The organism is Marinobacter halophilus (assembly GCF_003007685.1).
In the GTDB taxonomy this organism is placed as follows: Bacteria; Pseudomonadota; Gammaproteobacteria; order Pseudomonadales; family Oleiphilaceae; genus Marinobacter; species Marinobacter halophilus.
In genome coordinates, this window is sequence record NZ_PXNN01000017.1 from 632512 (window position 1) to 654266 (window position 21755).

The 21755-nt window shown below is 58.2% G+C and carries 20 protein-coding genes; 4 read left to right on the forward strand and 16 right to left on the reverse strand.

The features are described from left to right. The first annotated feature begins 125 nt into the window (after window positions 1-125). Together fliK and C7H08_RS16810 are read left to right on the forward strand one after the other, a co-directional pair. Window positions 126-1505 (forward strand): flagellar hook-length control protein FliK, encoded by a 1380-nt coding sequence (fliK, locus tag C7H08_RS16805; RefSeq protein ID WP_227663319.1) that lies wholly within the window; start codon window positions 126-128, stop codon window positions 1503-1505. After that, complete coding sequence (locus C7H08_RS16810) at window positions 1502-1813, forward strand: EscU/YscU/HrcU family type III secretion system export apparatus switch protein (protein WP_106673370.1); 312 nt, start codon at window positions 1502-1504, stop codon at window positions 1811-1813. Before fliK ends, C7H08_RS16810 begins: the two co-directional genes overlap by 4 nt. On the opposite strand, the gene C7H08_RS16815 is transcribed toward C7H08_RS16810, so the two are convergent. From C7H08_RS16815 to flhA, 16 genes are all read right to left on the reverse strand, one after another. After that, entirely contained in the window at window positions 1799-2902 is a 1104-nt protein-coding gene (locus C7H08_RS16815; RefSeq protein WP_106673371.1) for an ATP-binding protein, read from the reverse strand. The genes C7H08_RS16810 and C7H08_RS16815 overlap by 15 nt on opposite strands. Continuing rightward, window positions 2899-5175 carry an ATPase, T2SS/T4P/T4SS family gene (locus tag C7H08_RS16820; RefSeq protein WP_106673372.1) on the reverse strand — a complete coding sequence of 759 codons (2277 nt, stop codon included), beginning with the start codon at window positions 5173-5175 and terminating at the stop codon, window positions 2899-2901. The genes C7H08_RS16815 and C7H08_RS16820 overlap by 4 nt, the downstream gene beginning before the upstream one ends. Before the next feature lie 26 nt (window positions 5176-5201). Continuing rightward, window positions 5202-5594, reverse strand: a complete 393-nt coding sequence (locus tag C7H08_RS16825) for a DUF2802 domain-containing protein (protein WP_044386377.1) — start codon at window positions 5592-5594, stop codon at window positions 5202-5204. 67 nt (window positions 5595-5661) lie between these two features. Next, window positions 5662-6150: a chemotaxis protein CheW gene (locus tag C7H08_RS16830; RefSeq protein WP_106673373.1), complete on the reverse strand. Its 489-nt coding sequence runs from the start codon at window positions 6148-6150 to the stop codon at window positions 5662-5664. Window positions 6151-6304: 154 nt separating this feature from the next. After that, window positions 6305-7072 (reverse strand): chemotaxis protein CheW, encoded by a 768-nt coding sequence (locus tag C7H08_RS16835; RefSeq protein WP_106673374.1) that lies wholly within the window; start codon window positions 7070-7072, stop codon window positions 6305-6307. Further along, window positions 7065-7862, reverse strand: coding sequence for a ParA family protein (locus C7H08_RS16840; protein ID WP_106673375.1), 798 nt, complete (start codon window positions 7860-7862; stop codon window positions 7065-7067). The genes C7H08_RS16835 and C7H08_RS16840 overlap by 8 nt, the downstream gene beginning before the upstream one ends. 189 nt (window positions 7863-8051) lie before the next feature. Next, window positions 8052-8834: a flagellar motor protein MotD gene (gene motD, locus C7H08_RS16845; RefSeq protein ID WP_106673376.1), complete on the reverse strand. Its 783-nt coding sequence runs from the start codon at window positions 8832-8834 to the stop codon at window positions 8052-8054. An 18-nt stretch (window positions 8835-8852) separates the two neighbouring features. Beyond that, complete coding sequence (locus C7H08_RS16850) at window positions 8853-9593, reverse strand: flagellar motor protein (RefSeq protein ID WP_106673377.1); 741 nt, start codon at window positions 9591-9593, stop codon at window positions 8853-8855. Next, window positions 9593-10744: a protein-glutamate methylesterase/protein-glutamine glutaminase gene (locus tag C7H08_RS16855; RefSeq protein ID WP_106673378.1), complete on the reverse strand. Its 1152-nt coding sequence runs from the start codon at window positions 10742-10744 to the stop codon at window positions 9593-9595. Before C7H08_RS16855 ends, C7H08_RS16850 begins: the two co-directional genes overlap by 1 nt. A 40-nt stretch (window positions 10745-10784) precedes the next feature. Continuing rightward, on the reverse strand, window positions 10785-12899 hold the full coding sequence (locus tag C7H08_RS16860) for a chemotaxis protein CheA (RefSeq protein WP_106673379.1): 2115 nt from the start codon (window positions 12897-12899) through the stop codon (window positions 10785-10787). 19 nt (window positions 12900-12918) lie between these two features. After that, window positions 12919-13704: a protein phosphatase CheZ gene (locus tag C7H08_RS16865; protein WP_106673636.1), complete on the reverse strand. Its 786-nt coding sequence runs from the start codon at window positions 13702-13704 to the stop codon at window positions 12919-12921. A 20-nt stretch (window positions 13705-13724) separates the two neighbouring features. Continuing rightward, window positions 13725-14108 (reverse strand): chemotaxis response regulator CheY, encoded by a 384-nt coding sequence (gene cheY, locus C7H08_RS16870; RefSeq protein WP_011785448.1) that lies wholly within the window; start codon window positions 14106-14108, stop codon window positions 13725-13727. A gap of 159 nt (window positions 14109-14267) precedes the next feature. After that, the gene (locus tag C7H08_RS16875) at window positions 14268-15008 is read right to left on the reverse strand and encodes an RNA polymerase sigma factor FliA (RefSeq protein ID WP_106673380.1); all 741 of its coding nucleotides are present in this window, start codon (window positions 15006-15008) and stop codon (window positions 14268-14270) included. A 32-nt stretch (window positions 15009-15040) separates the two neighbouring features. After that, window positions 15041-15853, reverse strand: coding sequence for a MinD/ParA family protein (locus tag C7H08_RS16880; RefSeq protein WP_106673381.1), 813 nt, complete (start codon window positions 15851-15853; stop codon window positions 15041-15043). Window positions 15854-15930: 77 nt separating this feature from the next. Further along, complete coding sequence (gene flhF, locus C7H08_RS16885; protein ID WP_106673382.1) at window positions 15931-17259, reverse strand: flagellar biosynthesis GTPase FlhF; 1329 nt, start codon at window positions 17257-17259, stop codon at window positions 15931-15933. A gap of 57 nt (window positions 17260-17316) precedes the next feature. Next, window positions 17317-19491 carry a flagellar biosynthesis protein FlhA gene (gene flhA, locus C7H08_RS16890; RefSeq protein ID WP_106673383.1) on the reverse strand — a complete coding sequence of 725 codons (2175 nt, stop codon included), beginning with the start codon at window positions 19489-19491 and terminating at the stop codon, window positions 17317-17319. Window positions 19492-19715: 224 nt separating this feature from the next. Here flhA and upp point away from each other — a divergent pair, with 224 nt between their 5' ends. Next, on the forward strand, window positions 19716-20354 hold the full coding sequence (gene upp / locus C7H08_RS16895; RefSeq protein ID WP_106673384.1) for a uracil phosphoribosyltransferase: 639 nt from the start codon (window positions 19716-19718) through the stop codon (window positions 20352-20354). A gap of 2 nt (window positions 20355-20356) precedes the next feature. After that, window positions 20357-21613 carry a uracil-xanthine permease family protein gene (locus tag C7H08_RS16900; protein ID WP_106673385.1) on the forward strand — a complete coding sequence of 419 codons (1257 nt, stop codon included), beginning with the start codon at window positions 20357-20359 and terminating at the stop codon, window positions 21611-21613. The last annotated feature ends 142 nt before the right edge of the window (window positions 21614-21755 follow it).

Below are 21755 nucleotides of genomic sequence, written 5' to 3' on the forward strand. Positions count from 1 at the left end.
GCAGCAGGCATCGGGTGTATGGGCGAAGGTCACGCACGTGCCAACATCTAATCGAGGCATTCGTTACCGACGCGGCGTATTATAACGAAAGCGGCCCTGGAATACTCTTGCCCGATATCAAATGAATGACAATGAAACTGAACGGCGGACAACCCCCGATCCCAACTCCGGACTTACCCCCAAGCCGGAACAACACCGGTCAGGCCAACGCCGGGCTCCGCGAGAGTGGCGCCTCTGCACAACGACCTGATCCGCTCCAATCTGCCCAACAACAATTGGCACAGCTGCGCCTGAGCAATAATGAAACCGCACTGGCGCGAGTCGCAGAGATTCTGCAGCAAAAAGGGGGCGGGCATGAGCTATTACTGGAGTTAAGAGGCCAGAGCCTGGCGGTGTCCGCCGGAATCAAGCCCCCCGAGCTGTCCGTCGGTGACTTGATCAAGGTGATGCGGGCCGGCAATGAACTGCAATTGATGGGCAAACTGGCCCCTGGACAAGATGCCAGCATTGCCCGGGCCCTGGCCCAGCGCCTGCCCTGGCAACAAAATCTGCAAACCGGCCTGTCGCAGTTATTACAGACCATAACCACAGGCTTGAAACCCGCGCCACAACCCGGGCAGTCGCCGTCGCAAAACTTGGCCCAGCCGTTGCCCACCGCTGCCCGGGAAAATCTTCAAACCTTGATGAGCCAGTTGATAAAATCTGACGGCTTGCCTCCAGGTGTTGGCAAGACCGACGGTGTACCCCAGCAAGTCCGGCAATGGTTGTCTGAAAGCGGCGTTTTCGCAGAATCCAGACTGCTGCAGTCCGGGCAGGCCGCCAACACGCTGCCCGACCTGAAACTGTCGCTGGCACGCATTGTCAGCACGCTACTGGCGGCACAGGGACAGGGCGCAGAGCAGTTCAACCGGTTAACGCCACTGGCCAGTCATGACCTGATGCAAGCGCCCCTTCAGTTCCCTCAGCCCAGCTCAGCACAACCGCAAGGCAGCAGCGAGGCAACCTCGGTCGGGCAAACCCTGCGCCTGCTTGCCGGCATGCTGAACCGGATTACGGTTAACCAGTTACATAGCCAGGTGCTGACCGCGAGGGCCGGCGCCGAACCCGGCACGCCCACCAACACGCTACTGATCGAATTGCCCTGGGTTACTCCGCAACAGGAGCCAAGGATCGCCCAGCTCCGACTGGAACAATACCGGCACGACGAAGAAACCCCGGGCCGGCGCGAACGATCTGCCATCAGTGAATGGCGCTTATCCCTGTCGATGGACCTGGATCAGGCGGGGCCGCTGCACTTCGACGTGTCGTTTCGGTACCCGTCGGTCAGCGCCCAGGTGTGGGCAGAGAAGCAATCGACCCTGAGACAGGTGCATCAGGAGCTGCCCTTACTGCGGCAAAGTTTGACCGATCTGGGTCTTGAGGTGAAAGACCTGGACTGCCGGCGAGGCAGCCCGCAGCAGACCCAAACCCGACTGGAGCACCGACTGGTGGACACCAAGGCATGACACAGAAGCACACAGACACCCCGGCCGCGGTTGCCCTGAAATACGATGGCGAGCGCGCGCCCGTGATTACAGCAACCGGAACCTGGGAACTGGCCGAGGAAATTATCCGGATTGCCAGAGAGCATGACGTCCCGCTTTACGAAAATGCCGAACTGGCGGGCATTCTGGCCCGGCTGTCACTGAATGACGAAATTCCGGAAGAGCTGTACCGGGTGATTGCGGAAATTCTGGCCTTCGCCTTTCACATTCGAGGCCGGACACCCGGAGATGCCCGGCCCGCCGCCGACGAGCCATCAGTTGATCAGTGAGCGCAGAGCCCAGACCTGCCGCCAGTGCTCGCCTTTGCGCGGAGCAACGGCGGTTTCAAAATAGTGTTTCAGACGGCGACGGTCGTCTGGCTGATCTTTTAACGCTGAGCCGATGATGTGATGCATCAGGTGCTCCACAGTCATCGCCCCGCCCCCGTAATACCAGGCATTCAGGCTTGCAGCATGGGCAACGGAGACTGCTTCGGCCGTTGATAGCGCGGCCCCCGCGAGCCGGTCGGTGCTTCTGCCGTCGAGGGTCTGGCCGTTGCGCAACTCGTGAAACAGCGTCACCAGCACTTCAACCACCGACAACTCCAACGCGACCTCGATACCGGCACGCCGGTTGGCTTTGGCAACCTCTCGCAACACCACCTCAATCTCGTCAGCCAGCTGGCGAATCGGCCGAATCTCCTCAAAATTCATCCGCCGCTTCAAGGCAGCACTCATACGGTGAACGCCTTCGTCGACACTGTTTGAGGTGGCCACCAGATTGAACCCCTGCTGTGCCAGAATCACGCCGTCGTCACCCGGCAACTCAGGAATCACCACCACCCTGTCGGATAACACCGACAGCAAGGCGTCCTGCAAGGCCTGAGGGCATCGAGCGATCTCCTCGAACCGGACCAGTCGCCCTTCCATCATGCCTCTGAGCAAGGGGGTCGGCACCAGAGCTTTGCGAGTCGGCCCCTCGGTGTGCAGGATAGCTTCATTCCAGCTATACAGGAGCTGGCTGACCTGACTGATCGCACCCCCCTGCAGGGTCAGCGTGGAATTGCCCGAGATGGCCGCCGCCAGAAGCTCCGACAGCCAAGATTTTGCCGTGCCAGGCTCGCCCACCAGCAGGCAGCCCCGGCTGGTACAGAGCGAAATAATGATGCGCACCACCATGGCACGATCGGCCACGAATTTGCGTTCGATGCCCAGTTTTTCGTCACCAAGCAGAAACTTTTCGACACCACGCGGTGACATCTGCCAGCCGGGCGGGACCGGGCCGGGGTCCATCGACATCAGTTTGTCGAGTTCCTCCCGGTAGGTTGCTTCGGCCGGCTCCCGCTGAGCAGAGCGGGTTGTAGCTTTGCTGTGTTTCATTCATGACTCCTGCGGCCACCACGAACTTCCGGTGCCATACGCTCTCTGGGGAGAATGCGCGGCAGTTCCGACAACGGAATAATGCCTTCGATGACATGATCCAATGCACTGTCTCTCATGGTAACCAGACCGGCATCCAGAGCTCGCCAACGCAACTCACCGATCGGCGGCTGACTGGAAATGGCGTTTCGAATATCGGTATCGACCTCCATGTATTCGACGATGCCAACCCGGCCTTGAGTGCCCCGGCCATTACATTTGTCACAGCCCTCACCGGCAAAGCACCGGAAATTGGCCGGAGCGCCGTCAGGAAACACCTCGGCCAGAATCGCCGGATCAGGCTTGGCCGGTTTACGACAGTGCTTGCAGATACGCTTTGCCAGGCGCTGAGCAATCACTGCCAGCAGCTCACCGGCAATGGAGTTGGGGTGGACGCCCAGATCGAACAGGCGCTGCAACGAATCCACCGCGTCGTTACAATGCAGCGTGGACAGCACCACATGACCGGTCTGCGACGCGCGAATCGCTTCCAGTGCGGTTTCCTGATCACGAACTTCGCCTATCAGGATGACGTCCGGATCTTCCCGCACGAATGACCGCATGGCATCGGCAAAGCTGAAACCGATTTCCGAGCGCACCCGGGTCTGCTGGATATTTTCGATGGAGTACTCGATGGGGTCTTCGACCGTGATCACCTTACGGCGACCGTCATCGGCCAGAGTCTGCAAGCCAGCATAAAGAGTGGTGGATTTTCCCGAGCCAGTCGGCCCGACCACCAGCACCAGACCCGCCGGGTTATCCAGGAGGCGCTGATATCGGGCACCTATGGCCGGCGACATCCCCAATTCAGCGATGGTCATGGCCCTGCCGGTCTGGGGCAACAACCGGATGATGGCGTTTTCGCCGTGCAACGACGGCTGGGTCTGGATCCTCAGATCATAGGAGGTATCACCCAGCTGAAGACGGGAGCGACCACCCTGGGGCAAACGATGCTCCGCGATGTTGAGTTCCGCGCGCAGTTTGATGACGTTGATAACACCCCGGATTTCCCGGGTGGACAACTGGTACTGGGGCAGATCGTGCAGATCGCCATCAACCCTGAGCCGGATGCGAACCCGGTCCTCGTATTGTTCGATGTGAATATCGCTGGCTTTTTCACTGACCGCATCCAACAGGATTGCCTCGTACACCGAGACCAGGTAAGGACTGATATTTTTGTTACCCCGGTCTTCACCGAGCAAATCGCTGGTACGGTTCTCGTCATTCTGAGGCAGGGTTTTGCCATGTTCCGCGGCAAATCGGCTGCCTTTGACGGTCAGGTCCAGCGCCGACCAGATTCTGCGGAAATCTGTCGGTGTCACCAGCAAGCAGGTGATTTTGTGATTGGGTGTCAGCCGCTCAAGCTGATCGGTGTGAGCGTCAGGGTCGTCGGTGACCACCGTCAGGCTGCCGTCTGCTTCGCCTACCGGAATCATTCGTGACAGGTCCAGGAAGGTGCGGGAGAAGCGCCGGAACAACTCGGGCTGGAGGCTGCCCAGCACTTCGTCGGCATCGGTGAAGATCATGCCGCGCTGCTGAGCCAGAGATCGATACAGGTCAATCTCTTCAAGATTCTGTTTGCGCCTGACCACATCCAGAACCCGCTCGTTCTTTCCTGCCGCCTCCAGCCGTGCCTGCGCCAGCACGACATCAGTAACCAGCCCCAGGTCAATCAGGATCTGCTCAGCGTTGCGGTTGAAGTCGAGCCAGCCCAGGGTTCTCAGTCTTTCGAGTTTGATGCCACTGCGCTGGAACATCGCCAGACTGGGCACCGGACCGGCCCGACCTTCGAGACACACCAGCTTGGCGCTATCGCGCATGGAAGTGATCAGCACTGAAGGGTCGGTCAGAAAGGTGGTGCAGATGATCAGATCACAGAGCTCATCCGCCGGCACACCTTCACCAACGGTGGCGGTGATCACCTCGACGTTGTGCTTGCCGGACTTGAAGAAGCGCTCCCGGGCTTTCTCGGCCACGACGGGATTGCGCTCAACATAAAGTACCCGGTGCGCCAGCTCGGCCAGTACCGCAGTGAGGTAGCCAGACCCGCCGCCCACATGCATGACCACGTGGTCCGGCTCGATCTCCGGGCACAGCGCCAGCAAGTGTTGGACGGTTTCTTCCCGGGGAATGGAGTGCCCGGTAATGGAAGGGCCAAGATCCGCACCGGAGACAAAATCCTGCCGGGCTACAGCATTGAGGGCCTCAATGGCCCTCGGATAGAGTGTTTTCATTCAGCGGCGTCCGTTACATCCTCGGATCAGGCCGCCTGACGTTTCTTCAGGGCTGAAACCAGCTCGGCCTCGGGGCGGGAAATCCCGCAAGTATTCATAAGATCGTCGATATCGGCACCAAGATCAACCAGTCGAGCGGCCTCATCGTAAGAAATCCGCAGGGGGTCGTTCTGGCGCATTTCGTCCAGGGAGTTGCGCAATTCATGCAGCTGGCGCTCACAGGCGACCAGCCGCTGCCCTACCCCCATGCTGCCGCTTGTAGTGGCGTGGAGCTCACGCCCAAGCGTGTCGCAACGATCTTTGAGAGACCCGCGCAGCGCTTTGATCTGCCGGCCATGGCTGAGGCTTTGCAGTAACACCAAGCCAATGGCGAGTGCAGTCAGGCTCCAGGGAAGCCAGGAAGGAATGGTAAAGCTCATGACAGACGTCTCCCTTGTTGGTCACAACGAAAGACGTCCACCGGCAGCTCTGCGTGAGGATTGGCCCCTACAGTGATGCGATTTCAGCCCACTCGTTATCTGACAACATTTTGTCGAATTCGACGAGAATGATCAGCTCGCCGTTCTTGTTGCACACGCCCTGGATGAACTTGGCGCTTTCCTCGTTCCCCACGTTCGGTGCGGTTTCAATCTCACTGGCCTTGAGGTAAACCACCTCTGCCACCGAATCCACCAGAATACCCATAACCTGGCTGGAGGATTCCATCACCACAATCCGCGTGGCGTCAGTCACTTCTGCATCCGCCAGGCCAAAGCGCCGACGAGTGTCAATAACAGTAACTACGTTGCCCCGCAGGTTGATAATACCCAGCACGTAATCCGGGGCACCCGGTACCGGAGCAATCTCGGTATAACGCAGCACCTCCTGGATCTGCATCACATTAATGCCGTAAGTTTCATCATCCAGGCGGAAGGTCACGTACTGCAGTACCTGATCATCATGGGCCTGATTCACTTGTCCGCTCGGGGATGCCATAACGCTCTCTCCTTCTCGGCTGCCCGGCGGGCAACCTGATCGTCAAAAATTCATCGTCAGTGCCCAATACTATAGTTAAGGGCACAAAGCGTGCCAGCGTGACACGGTTTCTTTCAGTAACCAATTTGTACCGTTTCCGGCGAGCCGCCCCGACTCAACTCAGATCCAGGTGTTGTTCCCGCTCGGCACGCACCAGCAGGTGCGCCATTGCGCGCACATCAATCAGTGCACACATGTGGTCAATAACCGTTCCGGCCAGCCAGGGGCGCTTACTGCGGGCCGTGCGCCAGCGCACCTGATCCGGTTTCAGAGTAAAGGACTGGGCCACGTCATCACAGGCCAGGCCCCACTCGCTGTCGTCCAGACGGATAACAAACCGATAGTTTTCGCGGGCCGCCGGGGGTACTCGCCCGGCCATGATCCACTCCGCCGTGTCTACCACACGCAAATTGCGGTCCCGATCCGGGCGAATCCCCATGTACCAGCGGGGGCTGCCGGGAATCGGCCGGATTTCTTCTTCAATACGATGGATGGCCCCCAACAGTACCAATGGCACCGCCAGCTGCAAACCGGCAACCGTAAAGATCAGACACTCGAACGGGCCCTCTGACCATTCCGGGCGCGCCGGCGGTTCAGCATTACCGGCATCGGCTCTGGTGGCCTCTGCGGCCTGCGTGACGGGTTCCTGGACCTGCCGGATAACCTGCTCGGACGCTTGTGCCAGCGCTTCGGCGCGCACCGGAGGTCCCGGTTTTTCAATGACTTTGGCTGGCTTCGCTTCAGGCGCAGCCCTGAGCACCGGCGGCGCCGACACCGGCATCTCTTCCCGGGCAGTGCTGGTCGCGGTGTGCAGCAATTCATCCAGATAACTGGCAATCGCTGCCTCCGGCGCTGCCAGCTGCGTCATTTTTTTGTCAGCCATGCTTCCGCTCCCTGGCGGTCGCCGTGATTGCCAGGACATCGTCCAGCAAATGACGGTAGGCTCTGACCCCGTGGGTTTCGGCATCCAGGGCTGACGGAATAACCCCGGCCTGGCTGGCGTCCCGGAACTTGGTGTCGACGGGAATGGCAAAACGCCAGAGGCTGTCCTGATAGGTTTTGCGCAACTGATTCAGGCTTTTTACCGACGCCTGGGTACGACGGTCGTACAAGGTCGGCACGATGGTGTAAGACAACTCGTTCTTCTGGGAACGCATGATCATCTGCAGGGTGTGCAGCATCCGCTCAAGGCCTTTAATGGCCAGAAACTCGGTCTGTACCGGAATAATAAGATGCTGAGCGGCGGCCAGGGCATTCACCATGAGCACACCCAGCGACGGCGTGTTATCCAGGATTACATAGTCAAAATCATCCCATAGCTGCGCCAGGGCACGGGAAATGATCAATCCCATGCCTTCCACGCCAATCATACGTCGCTCCAGCGTGGCCAGAGCGGTACTGGCAGGCAACAGCGACAAGCCCTGGTGGCTGGTTTCAGTGATCAACTGGGCAGGCAGCCCCTCGGGCACCTTGCCCTGATGCTGAAACAGGTCGAACACACTGTGCGCGAGGGTATCAGGATCATAACCAAACCAGCTGGTCAGGGACCCATGGGGGTCCAGGTCGACGACCAGTACACGTTTGCCACGTTCGGCCAGCAGGCCGCCCAAAGCCACCACCGAAGTTGTCTTACCCACACCACCTTTCTGATTGGCTACTGCCCAGATACGCACTCTTGTCACTCCACTCATGGATAAGCCCGACCAAACGACCGACGGCTATTAACCCTATCGGCAGACCGGCCGGAAACTTGACCGAAGAATACTGACCCTGGCCGGCAAACCTTTGCCGATCGCAGGCTCCAAACAGACGTTAATACAGGAAGCGTGCCAGATAGGCCATACGCAGCTGCCAACAGCTTGTCAGCGCATGGCTCCGCGGATACTGGCGTCCCGGGAGATCAGCAGGACCACCCGACGATTCCGGCGCCGGCCCTCTTCAGTATCGTTTCTGGCCACCGGCTGGTATTGGCCATAGCCAACGGCGGCCAGGCGCTCTGGCTCCACACCTTCCATCATCAGCATGCGGGCAACGGCAGAGGCCCGAGCGCTGGATAATTCCCAGTTGGACGGAAACCGGTTGGTGCGGATGGGCTGATTGTCGGTGAAGCCTTCGACCTTGAGAGCGTTGTCCCGGTCGCGCACCACCAAAGCAATTTTCTCGATAACCTGGAAAGCGTCGTAATGCGGCTCGGCGTCGCCGCTGCCGAACAGCATGCTGTTCGGCAGGTTGAGTTCCAGCCACTGCTCGCTGGATTCCAGGCTGACCACACCCTGGCTGATCAGCTCATCAAACTCCATTGCCAGCTGATCCGCCATGTCCCTCAGGGCTTCTGTCCGGCCCTGGGCGTCAAGTTCTGGAGCGCGGGGCGCCTCGGCGATCGGCGGCGCAATCACGCCGGCATCAGACATAGACGGAATAAAGGCAGGCTGCTCCCCCACCTGAACAGGCTGCACAGAACGCTGAGGGGCATTAAATACGCCGGAGAGGGTTTCGGAGAGCACTTTGTACTTACCCTCATTCACCGACGACACCGAGTACATCACAACAAAAAAGGCAAAAAGCAGCGTGATGAAATCCGCATAGGAAATCAGCCAACGCTCTTTGTTGTGAAGGTCGTCCTGGGATGGTCGACGCCGTCGCATACGCTGTCCTGCCTCTGATTACTGCAGGAAGCCCCGCAGCCTCAGCTCGATGGATTTCGGGTTCTCGCCCTCGGCGATGGCAATAATGCCATCGATCATCATATCTTCGTACCGAGTGCGTTCTTTGATAATGCTGCGCAGTTTATTGGCGATGGGAAAAAACAGCAGGTTTGCCAGCGCGACACCGTAAATAGTCGCCACAAAGGCGGTTGCGATGCCGCTGCCCAGGGACTGAGGGTCTTCCAGATTGGTCATTACCTGTATCAGCCCCATGACCGCACCGATGATGCCGATGGTCGGCGAGTAGCCACCCATGGCTTCATAAATGCGTGAGGCCTCCAGATCACGCTCTTCCCGGGATTCCAGGTCCACTTCCATGATGCTGCGAATGGCCTCTGGCTCGGCGCCGTCCACCAGCAGTTGCAGACCTTTGCGGGCAAACTTCTCCGGCTCCCGCTCGGCCAGGCCTTCAAGCCCCAACAAGCCCTGCTTGCGGGCCTTGACGCTCCAGTCAATCACCTTGCCAATACCGTCTTCAAGATTGATATAGGGTGGCACAAATACCCAACGTACCTGGCGTAATGCGCGTTTCAGCATGGGCCAGGAGGTTTGCAGGATGGTTGCCGCCAGCGTGCCACCAACGACAATCAGCCCAGCGGGAGCATTGAACAAGGAACCCATTGCCCCGCCTTCAAGCAGGTTGCCGCCCAGTATCGCGACAAAGGCGAGGATGATGCCAAGCAGGCTCAGAATGTCCATCAGCTCACGCCTTCAACCAGCCTGGGACCAATCTCTTCAAGTGGCAGAACCTCATCGGTCAGGCCCGCCTTAGCCACTGCCATCGGCATGCCATAGATCACCGAGGTTTTTTCATCCTGGGACCAGATTGCCGAACCGGACTGTTTCATCATCCGGCAACCCTCCTTGCCGTCGGCCCCCATGCCGGTAAGAATAACGCCAAGAGTCTTGCCCGGAAAACTGCGGGCCAGAGAGCCAAAAGTAACGTCGGCACAAGGTTTGTAGTTAAGGCGTTCATCACCCGGAAGTATCCGGATACGGCCCTGACCACCTCGGTTTTCAATCATCATCTGCTTGCCGCCGGGAGCGAGCAGCGCCAGCCCGGGCCGCAACAAATCGCCATCTTCCGCCTGCCGCACTTCGATATTGCACAGTTTGTTCAGGCGTTCGGCAAAAGCTGGGGTGAAACTCGCCGGCATATGCTGGACCAGCACCAGCGGCGCAGGGAAGGATGCGGGCAACGCCACCAGAACTTTCTGCAAGGCCACCGGCCCACCGGTGGAGGTGCCGATCGCGACCACGCTGTAATGCTTGGCAGGGGTTTTTCTGGAGGGTCGCCTTGGCGCTTCAGGCTCTTTCGCCGGCTCTGCCCGTCGCTCGCTTAACCTTGGTCGTTCATGAGTAGGCCGTTCGAGGGGCCGGGCTACCGACGATCTCTGGGCATTCACCCGGGGCACCGGTTTTGGCGCTGACACTGGTGAGGAGTGGCGGGGTTTACTGCCGGCAACGTCCAGAATCCTGTCTATCAGAATCTTCTGAAGCTGACTGGTGTCCCGGGCAATTTCTTCAAAGTTTTTGGGCAGGAAGTCGACCGCGCCGGCTTCCAGTGCATCCAGCGTAACCCTGGCGCCTTCGTAGGTCAGCGAGGAAAACATCAACACCGGGATCGGGTGCTTTTTCATGATTTCACGGACTGCCGATATGCCATCCATAACCGGCATTTCGTAGTCCATCGTGATCACATCCGGGCGCAGCTTTTCAGCCAGCTCGACACCTTCCCGGCCGTTGGTGGCCGCACCGACGACCTTGATCTGACCAGACGCGGTTAGAATTTCCGTCAGCCGTTTTCGAAAAAAGCCTGAATCATCAACGACCAGGACAGAAACTGTCATCCATTTCTCCTAAAAAACCGGGAACCTCCTGCCGGCTACTTTAACCGTAATGCTGCAGAAGACTTGGCACATCAATAATCAACGCAATTCGGCCATCACCGGTGATGGTGGCACCGGCCATACCTGGCGTACCCTGCAGTGCCCGGCCCAGAGGCTTGATCACCACCTCTTCCTGACCGACCAGCTGATCGACCACAAAGCCGACCTGCCTGGTGCCCATGGCCACAATAACCACATGGGCATTCTCCGGCTCTTGATAAGCTGCCTCGCCTTTGATCAACCAGCGCTTGACGTGAAACAGCGGGAACACCTTGTCGCGCACCACGATGCACTCACGGCCATCAACGATGTTGGTCTTGGTCAGGTCCAGATGGAAAATCTCCACCACATTCACCAACGGCAAGGCAAAGGACTGATCCCCCAACATGATCATCAGGGTCGGCATGATGGCCAGGGTCAGCGGCACCTTGATGATGATGCTGGTGCCCTTACCCTGCTCAGATTCAATCGTGATCTGGCCGTTGAGCTGGCCGATTTTGGTCTTGACCACATCCATACCGACACCACGACCGGACACATCGGATATCTGTTCCTTAGTGGAGAAGCCGGCCGCAAAGATCAGGTTAAAGCATTCGTTATTGCTCAGCCGTTCTGCAGCGTCCTGGTCATACAGGCCTTTTTCCACCGCTTTGCGGCGCAGAACGTCCGGATCCATGCCGGCGCCATCGTCGGTGATGGACAACAGGATGTGATCGCCCTCCTGCTCAGCCGACAGAGTTACTGTGCCTGCCCGCGGTTTGCCGGCTTGTTCCCGAACATCCGGGCCTTCAATACCGTGATCCACGGAATTGCGTACCAGGTGAACCAGCGGGTCTGACAGGGCTTCAACCAGATTCTTGTCGAGATCGGTTTCTTCACCGTGCATGACCAGGTTGATTTCTTTCTTGAGACCACGAGCCAGATCCCGCACCACTCGGGGGAACCGGCCAAAGACCTTCTTGATCGGCTGCATGCGGGTTTGCATCACCGCAGCCTGCAAATCGGTGGTCACCACATCCAGGTTGCCGACCGCCTTGTGCATGTGTTCGTCTTCACTTTCGGAACCGAGGCGCTGCAAGCGGTTTCTGACCAGCACCAGCTCACCCACCATGTTCATAATGTCGTCGAGACGCTTGGTATCCACCCGGACGGTGGTTTCCGCAACCGGGGCGGCATCCCGAGGTGGCGTAGCGGGCGTGACCGGAGCGGCCGGCTTGCTGGCAGGTTCCGGCTTTGCCGGCTCAGGCCGAGGCTTGGCGCTTGCCTCGGGCTTGTCGTCCGGTGCGGGTTCCGGCTGAGCATCCGACACAACCGGGCTTTTGCCCTTGCCGTGCAGTTCATCCAGCAGGTTTTCAAATTCATCGTCAGAGATCAGCTCCGGGTCACCACCCGATTTCTCGGTCTGTGCCCTCTCTTTATCGGAGCCCTCTGTTTCGCCACTTTCAACAGCCAGCGGCCCGGCAAACTGACCCTTACCATGCAGTTGATCAAGCAAGGCCTCGAATTCATCATCGGAAATATCGTCACTGCCCGAGCTTTGATCGTTGGCAACCGGTGGCTCTGATGAAGTGGTGGCCGTTTTTTCAGCGCTTTTCTCGTCAGCGAGTGCGTCCAGCAACCGTTCGAATTCTTCGTCTGTGATGTCGCCGGAATCGCCTCCTGCCGAGGAAGTGTCAGCCATCGGCTCGGGATGGTTCGCGGCTTGAGCTGGCGCAGCAGCTTCTGCCTCAGGTTTGGCCAAGTTATCCAGGGCGGCAATCAGTTGATCCGGAGCCGGTGTCGGCTCTTCCTGGTTACGCACCTGATCGAACATGGTGTTGACGTAGTCCAAAGCCTCTAGCACCACATCCATCAGCTCAGGGGTCACCTTGCGCTTGTGATTACGCAGGATATCAAACACGTTTTCAGCAGAGTGACAGCAGTTGACCAGTGCCTCCAGCTGCAGGAACCCGGCACCGCCTTTTACCGTGTGAAAACCACGGAAGATGGCATTGAGCAGGTTACTGTCATCCGGATGCTGCTCCAGGTCTACCAGCTGCTCAGACAGCTTTTCGAGAATCTCGCCGGCTTCAACCAGAAAGTCCTGCAGGATCTCTTCGTCGGCATCAAAGGCCATGCGTCACCCTCTTCATCGTTCAGAAACCGAGACTGGACAAAAGGTCATCGACATCGTCCTGTCCCGACACTACATCTTCCCGTTCTTCAGCCTTGATCTGTGGGCCTACCCCTTGTTCGGCAGACTCTTCTTTTTCTTCAAGCTGATGTACTGTGCCGGTCAATTGGTCAACGTGACTGGCCATGACCACCAGACCCAGCAAGTTTTCTTCCATTTCCTTGACCAGGGCGGTGACCTTCTGGATCACCTGCCCCGTAAGGTCTTGAAAATCTTGCGCCAACAGAATTTCCGACAGGTTGTTGTAGAGCATGTCAGAATCGGTGGTCAGCGCTGCAAAAAACCGATCAATCCTGCCGTAGAGCTCCCGGAATTCGGCGGGCGCCATTTCGCGTCGGCGCAACCTTTGCCACTCTAAATGCAAAGCGGTGGCCTCATCCCGCATGGTGTGAGCCACCGGCATGCTCACTTCCACCAAGTCCATAGTCCGGTTGGCCGCCTGGCTGGTCATCTGGACCACATAGGCCAGGCGGTCTGAGGCGTCCGACATTTTCGACAGCGCTTCTTTCTGCTCCACACTGCGGGGATCTATCTGGAAATTCCGGATAGCCTCGTGCAGGCTCCGGGTCAGGCGTCCCACTTCCCTGTAAAGGCTCTGGTCTCGTACCTCACTCAAATCATTGATCACGGACATCGCGCGGGCATGATTGCCAGAGCTGATGCTTTCGGCCAAGTCCGAACTCTGTTGCCGAAGTTTGTCGATCACCTCCGGATCAAGGCCCTGATGGTTTTCTTTATTGTCACTCATGACAGCCATCCGACCTCTGGTTACTGGATTCGCTCGAAGATTTTCTCAATCTTTTCCTTCAGCACGGCCGCCGTGAACGGTTTGACCACATAGCCGTTGACGCCGGCCTGGGCCGCGGCAACGATCTGATCGCGCTTGGCCTCAGCCGTAACCATCAAGACCGGCAAGTTCTTCAGATTCTCGTCGGCCCGCACCGCTTTGAGAAGATCAAAACCTGACATGCCAGGCATGTTCCAGTCGGTCACCAGAAAGTCATACTTACCGCTTCTGAGCATCGGTAGTGCGGTGTTGCCGTCATCGGCTTCATCCGTGTTGGTGAAGCCAAGATCACGGAGCAGGTTCTTGATGATTCGTCGCATTGTGGAAAAGTCATCCACAATGAGAATTTTCATGTTCTTGTCCAATGGGACCTCCAGTCAGTAACACCCGGATTTCATTCAGCCTTTAAAATCTCGCAGGCCGCTGCTTTAACCGCTTATTGTGTGGTGTTTGGCCGCGTTGTAAAGCGCCGGTTACCAAAATCTACACAGGAGCCGGCCACCGCAACAGAAGGCTCCTGTCTATTATGCGTCATCGTTACGCCAGTCGGACAAGCGTCCCCTCAGGCGCAGCGCCGCCTGACTGTGAATCTGGCTGACACGGCTTTCACTGACTCCAAGCACTGCGCCTATTTCCTTGAGGTTGAGTTCCTCCTGGTAATACAGGCTCAGTACCAGTTTTTCCCGCTCCGGAAGCGCTTCAATGGCCGCTGCCAGGCTCTTCTGAAAGGCTCCTATTGCAAAGCCATCCAGCGGATTATCACTGGCCTCTGTTTCTTGTATCGGCAGCTCTCCGGATTCATTGAGCTCATCGAGACTAAAAAGTCGACCGCTGTTGGCATCAGCCAGAGAAGCATGATATTCCGACAGCCCGATACCCAGTTCTTCGGCAACGTCTGCATCCTGCGCCTCTCGGCCATTACGATCTTCGACTGTCTTGATCGCAGCCGCGATCCGCCGGGAATTGCGGTGTACCGAACGTGGCACCCAGTCACCCTTGCGAATCTCATCAACCATGGCTCCACGTATGCGGATGCCCGCGTAGGTTTCAAAGGTGGCGCCTTTGCCTGAGGAATAACGTTGCGCAGCTTCCAGCAAACCGATCATGCCAGCTTGCATGAGGTCTTCGAGCTGTACCGAGGCCGGTAGACGGGCCATCAGATGAAGGGCGATTTTCTTGACCAGCGGCGCATGCTCTTCAACAAGTGATGAAGCGCCTTTTGCGCCGGCCTGATGATAGATTCCCAGATTTTTCGCCAATGTCATGTATCCGGTTTTCTTATAGGACTGGATTCAGATCAGACTTCGACGAGCCGCTCCACAAAGAACTCGAGGTGTCCCCTGGGAGAGGAAGGTAGCGGCCAGCTGTCCACTTTATCCGCCAGCGCCCGAATCGCCAGTGACGCTTTGGCTCGGGGATAGGCTTCAAGAACCGCCCGCTGTCGCTGTACCGCTTTTTTCACGGCTTCGTCGTAAGGCACGATACCTACGTATTGTAGTGCCACATCGAGAAAACGCTCGGTGACACGAGTCAGTTTTTCATACAGATGCCGACCTTCCTGCTCGTTACGCACCTGGTTTGCCAGAATGCGGAAGCGATCCGTGCCGTAGTCACGATTCATCAATTTGATCAGGGCATAGGCGTCGGTGATGGAGGTGGGCTCATCACAGACCACCAGCAGCAGTTCCTGCGATGCCCGGAGAAAACTGACCACACCCTCGGAAATGCCAGCCGCCGTATCGACAATCAGCACGTCAATCTGGTCGCCCAACTCACTGAAGGCGTTGATCAGCCCGGCATGTTCCATCGAGCTTAGCTGGGTCATACGCTGGGTGCCGGAAGACGCCGGTACAATCTTGATACCACCGGGGCCATTGACCAGCACATCCTTGAGATCACAGTCACCGTTCAACACATCGTGAATATTGCGGTTGGCGGTGATGCCCAACAGTACATCAATGTTTGCGAGACCGAGGTCAGCGTCCAGCAAAACCACTCGCCTGCCCTTCTGGGCCAGCGCGATACCAAGGTTGACGGACACATTACTTTTACCGACACCACCTTTGCCTCCGGTAACTGCAATCACCTGAACCTGATGCGATCTGCTCATACTGTTTTCAGTCTCTTACTGCGTTCTTGTGTCGGCGCAGGTTGGTAAACACCTGCTGCGCCTTTATGCACCGAGCCTCAGGCCCCTTCCGCAACACCCTGACTGTGTTGCTGCGCCTTCAGACGCTCTACGCCCATTCGCACCAGGGGAATTGCCTCCGCCCGGTGCAGATCTTCCGGAATCTTCTGGCCGTCTGTGTACCAGGCCACCGGCAAGCCGGTTTCCATCACAAAACCGAGGGATTCACCCAGGGTAAGGGCTTCATCAATCTTGGTCATGACGCAGCCGGCAAGGTTTGCCATCTTATAGCAATGCCACACGGATTTCATGATACGTGGCTGACTGGTGGCTGACACCACAAGATGAGTACGGATATTGTGATCGCTGCGGGCCAACTCTGCCAGCTGTTCCTGATAGCCGCGATCCGAACTGGTCAGCCCCGCGGTATCGATCAACACCAGGTGGCGATCGGATAATTCATCGAGGATGTCGTCGAGGGAGTGGCTCTCGTCGACCACACGGACCGGCACATTGAGAATACGACCGAACACAAAAAGCTGCTCATGGGCCGCTACGCGATAGCGATCCGTGGTGACCAGTGCCAGCGAGTCCGGCCCGTGTTCCAGAACATAGCGAGCCGCCAGCTTGCCAATGGTGGTCGTTTTACCAGAGCCGGTAGGCCCGACCAGTGCATAGACTCCGCCAGCTTCAAGCCAATGCTCGCGCGCAGTTCTGACACCGGTAGCCAGCATTTTCAGGGACTGCTTCCAGCCATCCTCAAGACGACCGGTCCGATGCTGACGGGACACCGACACCGAAAGCTCGGTGCTGAGACCAAACTCTTGCAGTCGCTCGGCCAGTCTCTGCTGCACGGCGTTGGAGGCATTGGCCGGGGCCGGCGCTGATGCAGACTCACGGCCACTGACCAGCTCTCTGAGCGAACTGATTTCCGCTCGCATGCTGGCAAGCTCATCCGAATAGCTGCCCTGGGCAGGATTGGCGCTCGGCCCCGACGCCTTCGGGCCGTCACTGAATGAACCAAACACGTTATCAGCGGGCGCCGCGCCGGCATGGTCATTACCGATACCTCGACTGAATTCCGAGCCGACATTGGCCCGCTTTTCACGAACTTCACGAATCCTGCTGCGTGAGCGATCCAGCTCTTGCTCCAGCTGACGATGCTGGTCGGCCTGCATTTCCGCCAATCTTGAACCGTTGGTGGCCTGCGCCGCCTTTTCGCCAAGACGTTGACGCGCCATATTTTCGTCATAATCCAGGGCTGTCACAATTTCGACACCTCCGTCCACCCGGCGATTGGACAGAATCACGGCATCGGGACCCATTTCATGACTGACCTGTTTCAGGGCCTCGGCCATGGATTTCGCAAAAAACCGCTGTACTTTCATGATGCCTCATCCTCCACCGGCAAGCCGTCTCTGGCTGACCGCGTTGCTCCGCAAGCTTTACTGGCCCACAGAGGCGACTATCGTGATCTGTTTGTTATCCGGGATTTCCTGATACGAGAGCACATGCAAGCGCTCTACCCCGTAACTGGCAAATTTCGCCAGCACTGGCCGCAAGGGCCCGGAAACCAGCAGGATGGCCGGTTTGCCCAACATCTCCTGGCGCTGCACGCTGTCCTGAAGGGAGCGCTGCAGCTTTTCCACCATGTTGGGTTCAAGCACCAGCCCGATATCATCCTGTCCGCCGGATTGTTGACTCTGCTGAACAGACTTCAGCAATAACTGTTCCAGGTCTGGGTCCAGGGTGATTACCGGGATCTCGGCATCATTGCCGCAGATGCTCTGAACAATCATCCGTCGCAGCGATTGCCGGGCCAGCATGGTCAGCAGTTTCGGGTCCTGGCTCTTCGGATGCACATTGACGATCGCTTCGGCGATGGAGCGCATGTCACGGATCGGCACTTCCTCTTTTAGCAGGTTCTGCAGTACTTTCAGCAGAATGCTGATGGAGACCGACGCAGGCACCAGCTCCTCGGCCAGCTTGGGGGAGATTTTTTCCAGTTGGTCCAACCACTTCTGCGTTTCTTCATGACCAATCAGTTCGTGGGCATGCTTCTGCAAAATCTGGTTAAGGTGGGTAGCCACCACGGTGCTGGCGTCGACCACGGTGTAGCCAAGGGTTTGCGCCTGATCTTTCTTGTCCGGCTCAATCCAGATGGCATCCAGACCAAAGGCCGGGTCTTTGCCGGCAATGCCCTCAACCTTGCCAAACACCTGGCCCGGATCAATAGCCAGCTCGCGCTCGGGATGGATTTCCGCCTCGGCGATGGTCACGCCCATGAGGGTAATGCGGTACACGTTCGGCATCAGGTCCAGGTTGTCCCGGATATGCACCGACGGCATCAGAAAGCCCAGATCCTGTGACAGCTTTTTACGCACGCCTTTGATGCGGCTGAGCAACTGACCACCCTGAGACTTGTCCACCAGCGGGATCAACCGATAACCCACTTCCAGACCCACAATATCCACGGTGGCGACGTCGTCCCAGCCCAGCTCACGGGTTTCACCCGGCGCAGGCAGGGCATGACTGTCACCACCGGAGCGATCCTGAACAACCTCACCACCCGATCGTGGCGCACTGCCGGCAAAACCCGCCCGGCCGGCATAAGCCCCCTCTTCTTCAATGGTCTGTTGCTGCTTTTTCCAGATCATCCAGGCGGCACCGACAGCCAACAGACCAAGCCCGAGAAAAGCAACATGAGGCATGCCCGGCACCAGACCGAGGATAATCAGGATGGTACCGGCAATACCGATAGCCTTGGGCGCATTGAACATCTGATGGATGATTTGACCGCCCATGTCCTGACTGGCAGAAACCCGGGTCACCATGATCGCGGCCGAGGTAGACAGCAACAGCGACGGAATCTGGGCGACCAGGCCATCACCAATGGTCAGCAGGGCATAACGCTCCATGGCCAGACCAAAATCCAGGTCATGCTGCAACATACCGATGGCCACACCGCCGATGATGTTGATGGCAAGAATCAGCAAGCCCGCGACGGCATCGCCTTTAACAAATTTGGAGGCACCGTCCATGGAGCCGTAAAAGTCGGCCTCCTGAGCGATTTCCGAGCGCCGGCTTTTGGCCTCTTCCTGATTGATCAGGCCCGCGTTGAGGTCGGCATCAATCGCCATCTGCTTACCGGGCATGGCGTCAAGAGTAAAGCGGGCGCTGACTTCGGAGACCCGGCCGGCACCTTTGGTCACTACCAGAAAGTTGATGATCATCAAAATGGCAAACACCACAAGACCGACAGCGTAATTGCCACCGATCAAGACGGCACCGAAAGATTCAATCACCTTACCGGCAGCATCCCCGCCCTCATGGCCTTCCAGCAAGACAATCCGGGTAGAGGCGACGTTCAAGCCAAGCCGCAGCAGGGTGGCCACCAACAGCACCGTCGGGAAAGAAGCAAACTCCATGGGCCTGAGCGCGTAAACACAAACCAGCACAATAACGATGGACAGGGTAATGTTGAACGTGAAGAACACGTCTAGCAGAAAAGCCGGCATGGGCAGGATCATCATGCCCAACAACCCCATCAGCATCAGGGGAACGCCGATACTGCCCCGCGTCAGGGTTTTGACGTTACTCAGAACTAACGCTCTGTCCATTCTGGATACTTCTCCGCTTTGCCGTGCTGCCTGGTGTGTCAGGGTCGAAAATCTGACGCGGGGCGCCATTCAGGAACAGTCATCGCAAGATCCGTACCAGTCCTTACAAAATTTGATATTTCCAGTCCTGTCAGTGCCTGACGCGGGCTCTCAGATACGGTATCCTTGCGCCATTTGATCCATCAAACTCCACGCTCGAACAGCCGAACACACAGGTGACCGCAATGCCCATTCACGAAGTGAAGCACCCCCTGATCCGCCACAAGCTCGGGCTGATGCGCCGCGCCGACATCAGCACCAAAAATTTTCGTGAGCTGGCACAGGAAGTTGGCACCCTGCTGACCTACGAGGCCACCAAGGATTTCACGCTGCAGGAAGAAACCATTGAAGGCTGGGCCGGGCCGGTGACGGTGGAACAGATCCACGGCAAGAAAATCACCATCGTTCCCATCCTGCGCGCAGGTCTTGGCATGCTGGACGGCGTGTTGAGCCTGATTCCCGTAGCCCGGGTAAGCGTGGTTGGCCAGATCCGCAACGAAACCACCTTCGAAGCCGAAACCTATCTGGAGAAGCTGGTGGGCGAACTGGACCAGCGCATGGCGCTGATTATTGATCCGATGCTGGCAACCGGCAGCTCGATGATCTCCACCATCGACCTGCTCAAAAAAGCCGGCAGCACGGAAATACGGGCACTGGTGCTGGTTGCCGCGCCGGAAGGCGTGAAAAAGGTGCTGGACAGGCATCCGGACGTGTCCATCTACACAGCATCTGTTGACCAGCGCCTGAATGAGAAAGGCTACATCCTGCCGGGCCTCGGTGACGCCGGCGACAAGATCTTCGGCACCAAACAGAAGGACGTCTGATCATGCAGGACCACATCAACGAACCCACCTGGAAGCAGGCTCTCGCCGGTTCCCAGATGCTGCTGGTCGCCTTCGGCGCACTGGTACTGATGCCATTGATTACCGGGCTCGACCCCAACGTCGCCCTGTTCACTGCCGGCGTTGGCACACTGATTTTTCACGTTGTTACCGGCGGCCAGATTCCCATTTTTCTGGCATCTTCCTTTGCCTTCATCGCGCCCATTATCGCCTCCAAGGGTCGGTTCGGCCTTGAAGAAACCCTGGGCGGCCTGATGGCGGCGGGCATTCTCTACATCCTGCTCTCGGGCGCAGTCAAGCTGCGCGGGACCGGTTTTGTCACCCGCCTGTTGCCCCCCGTCGTCATCGCGCCGGTCATCATGACCATCGGCCTTGGCCTCGCCTCTGTCGCGGTGCACATGGCCTCCGGCCGCACCGGCGACGGCTCCGCCGAGCTTGTCCCCTATACCACCGCGATCTGGATCGCCATGATTTCCCTGACGGTCACCATCGTCATGGCGGTCTGGGCAAAAGGCATCTTCCGCCTGATCCCGATCATGTTCGGCGTGATCGTCGGCTACATCCTGTCCTGGTTTGCCGGCATCGTCGACACCACCCCCGTACAGGAAGCCGCCTGGTTTGCCGTCCCTAACTTTGTCGCACCGGCCTTCAGCTGGGGCGCCATCCTGTTCATGATCCCGGTGGCGATCGCGCCGGCCATCGAACACATCGGTGACGTTCTGGCCATCGGCAACGTCACCCGCAAAAACTACCTCGAAAAACCCGGCCTGCACCGCACCCTGCTGGGCGACGGCCTGGCCACCAGCACCGCCTCCCTGCTCGGCGGACCGCCCAACACCACCTACTCCGAAGTCACCGGCGCGGTCATGCTGACTCGCAACTTCAACCCGAAAGTCATGTGGTGGGCCGCCGGCACCGCCATCGTCCTGGCCTTCGTGGGCAAGTTCGGCGCCGCCCTGCAGACCATCCCGGTGCCGGTCATGGGCGGCATTTTGTGCCTGCTGTTCGGCTCCATCGCCGTAGTCGGCCTGAACACCCTGATCCGCCACCAGGTAGACCTGTCCCAGCCTCGTAACCTGGTCATCGTCGGCGTGACCCTGGTGTTCGGCATCGGCAACTTGGCAATCGGCCAGCTCGAAGGCATCGCCCTCAGCGCGGTGGCCGCCATTGCCCTGAACCTGATCCTCCCCGGTGACAAGGAAGCCTGGGGCAAGCGGATTTACGAACATAAAGAGGATTGATCTATTGCCGCTGTCGCGGCAAGGATCAGGATACTGACCAAGTCTGAAGTGCGGCGTTGGTCCGGCCTCCCAAAAATCTCGGAGGCCAGGGATGGCCGGAGCAACGCCGCACAACTCCGAACCGGCAGGCTGGCGTAAAATA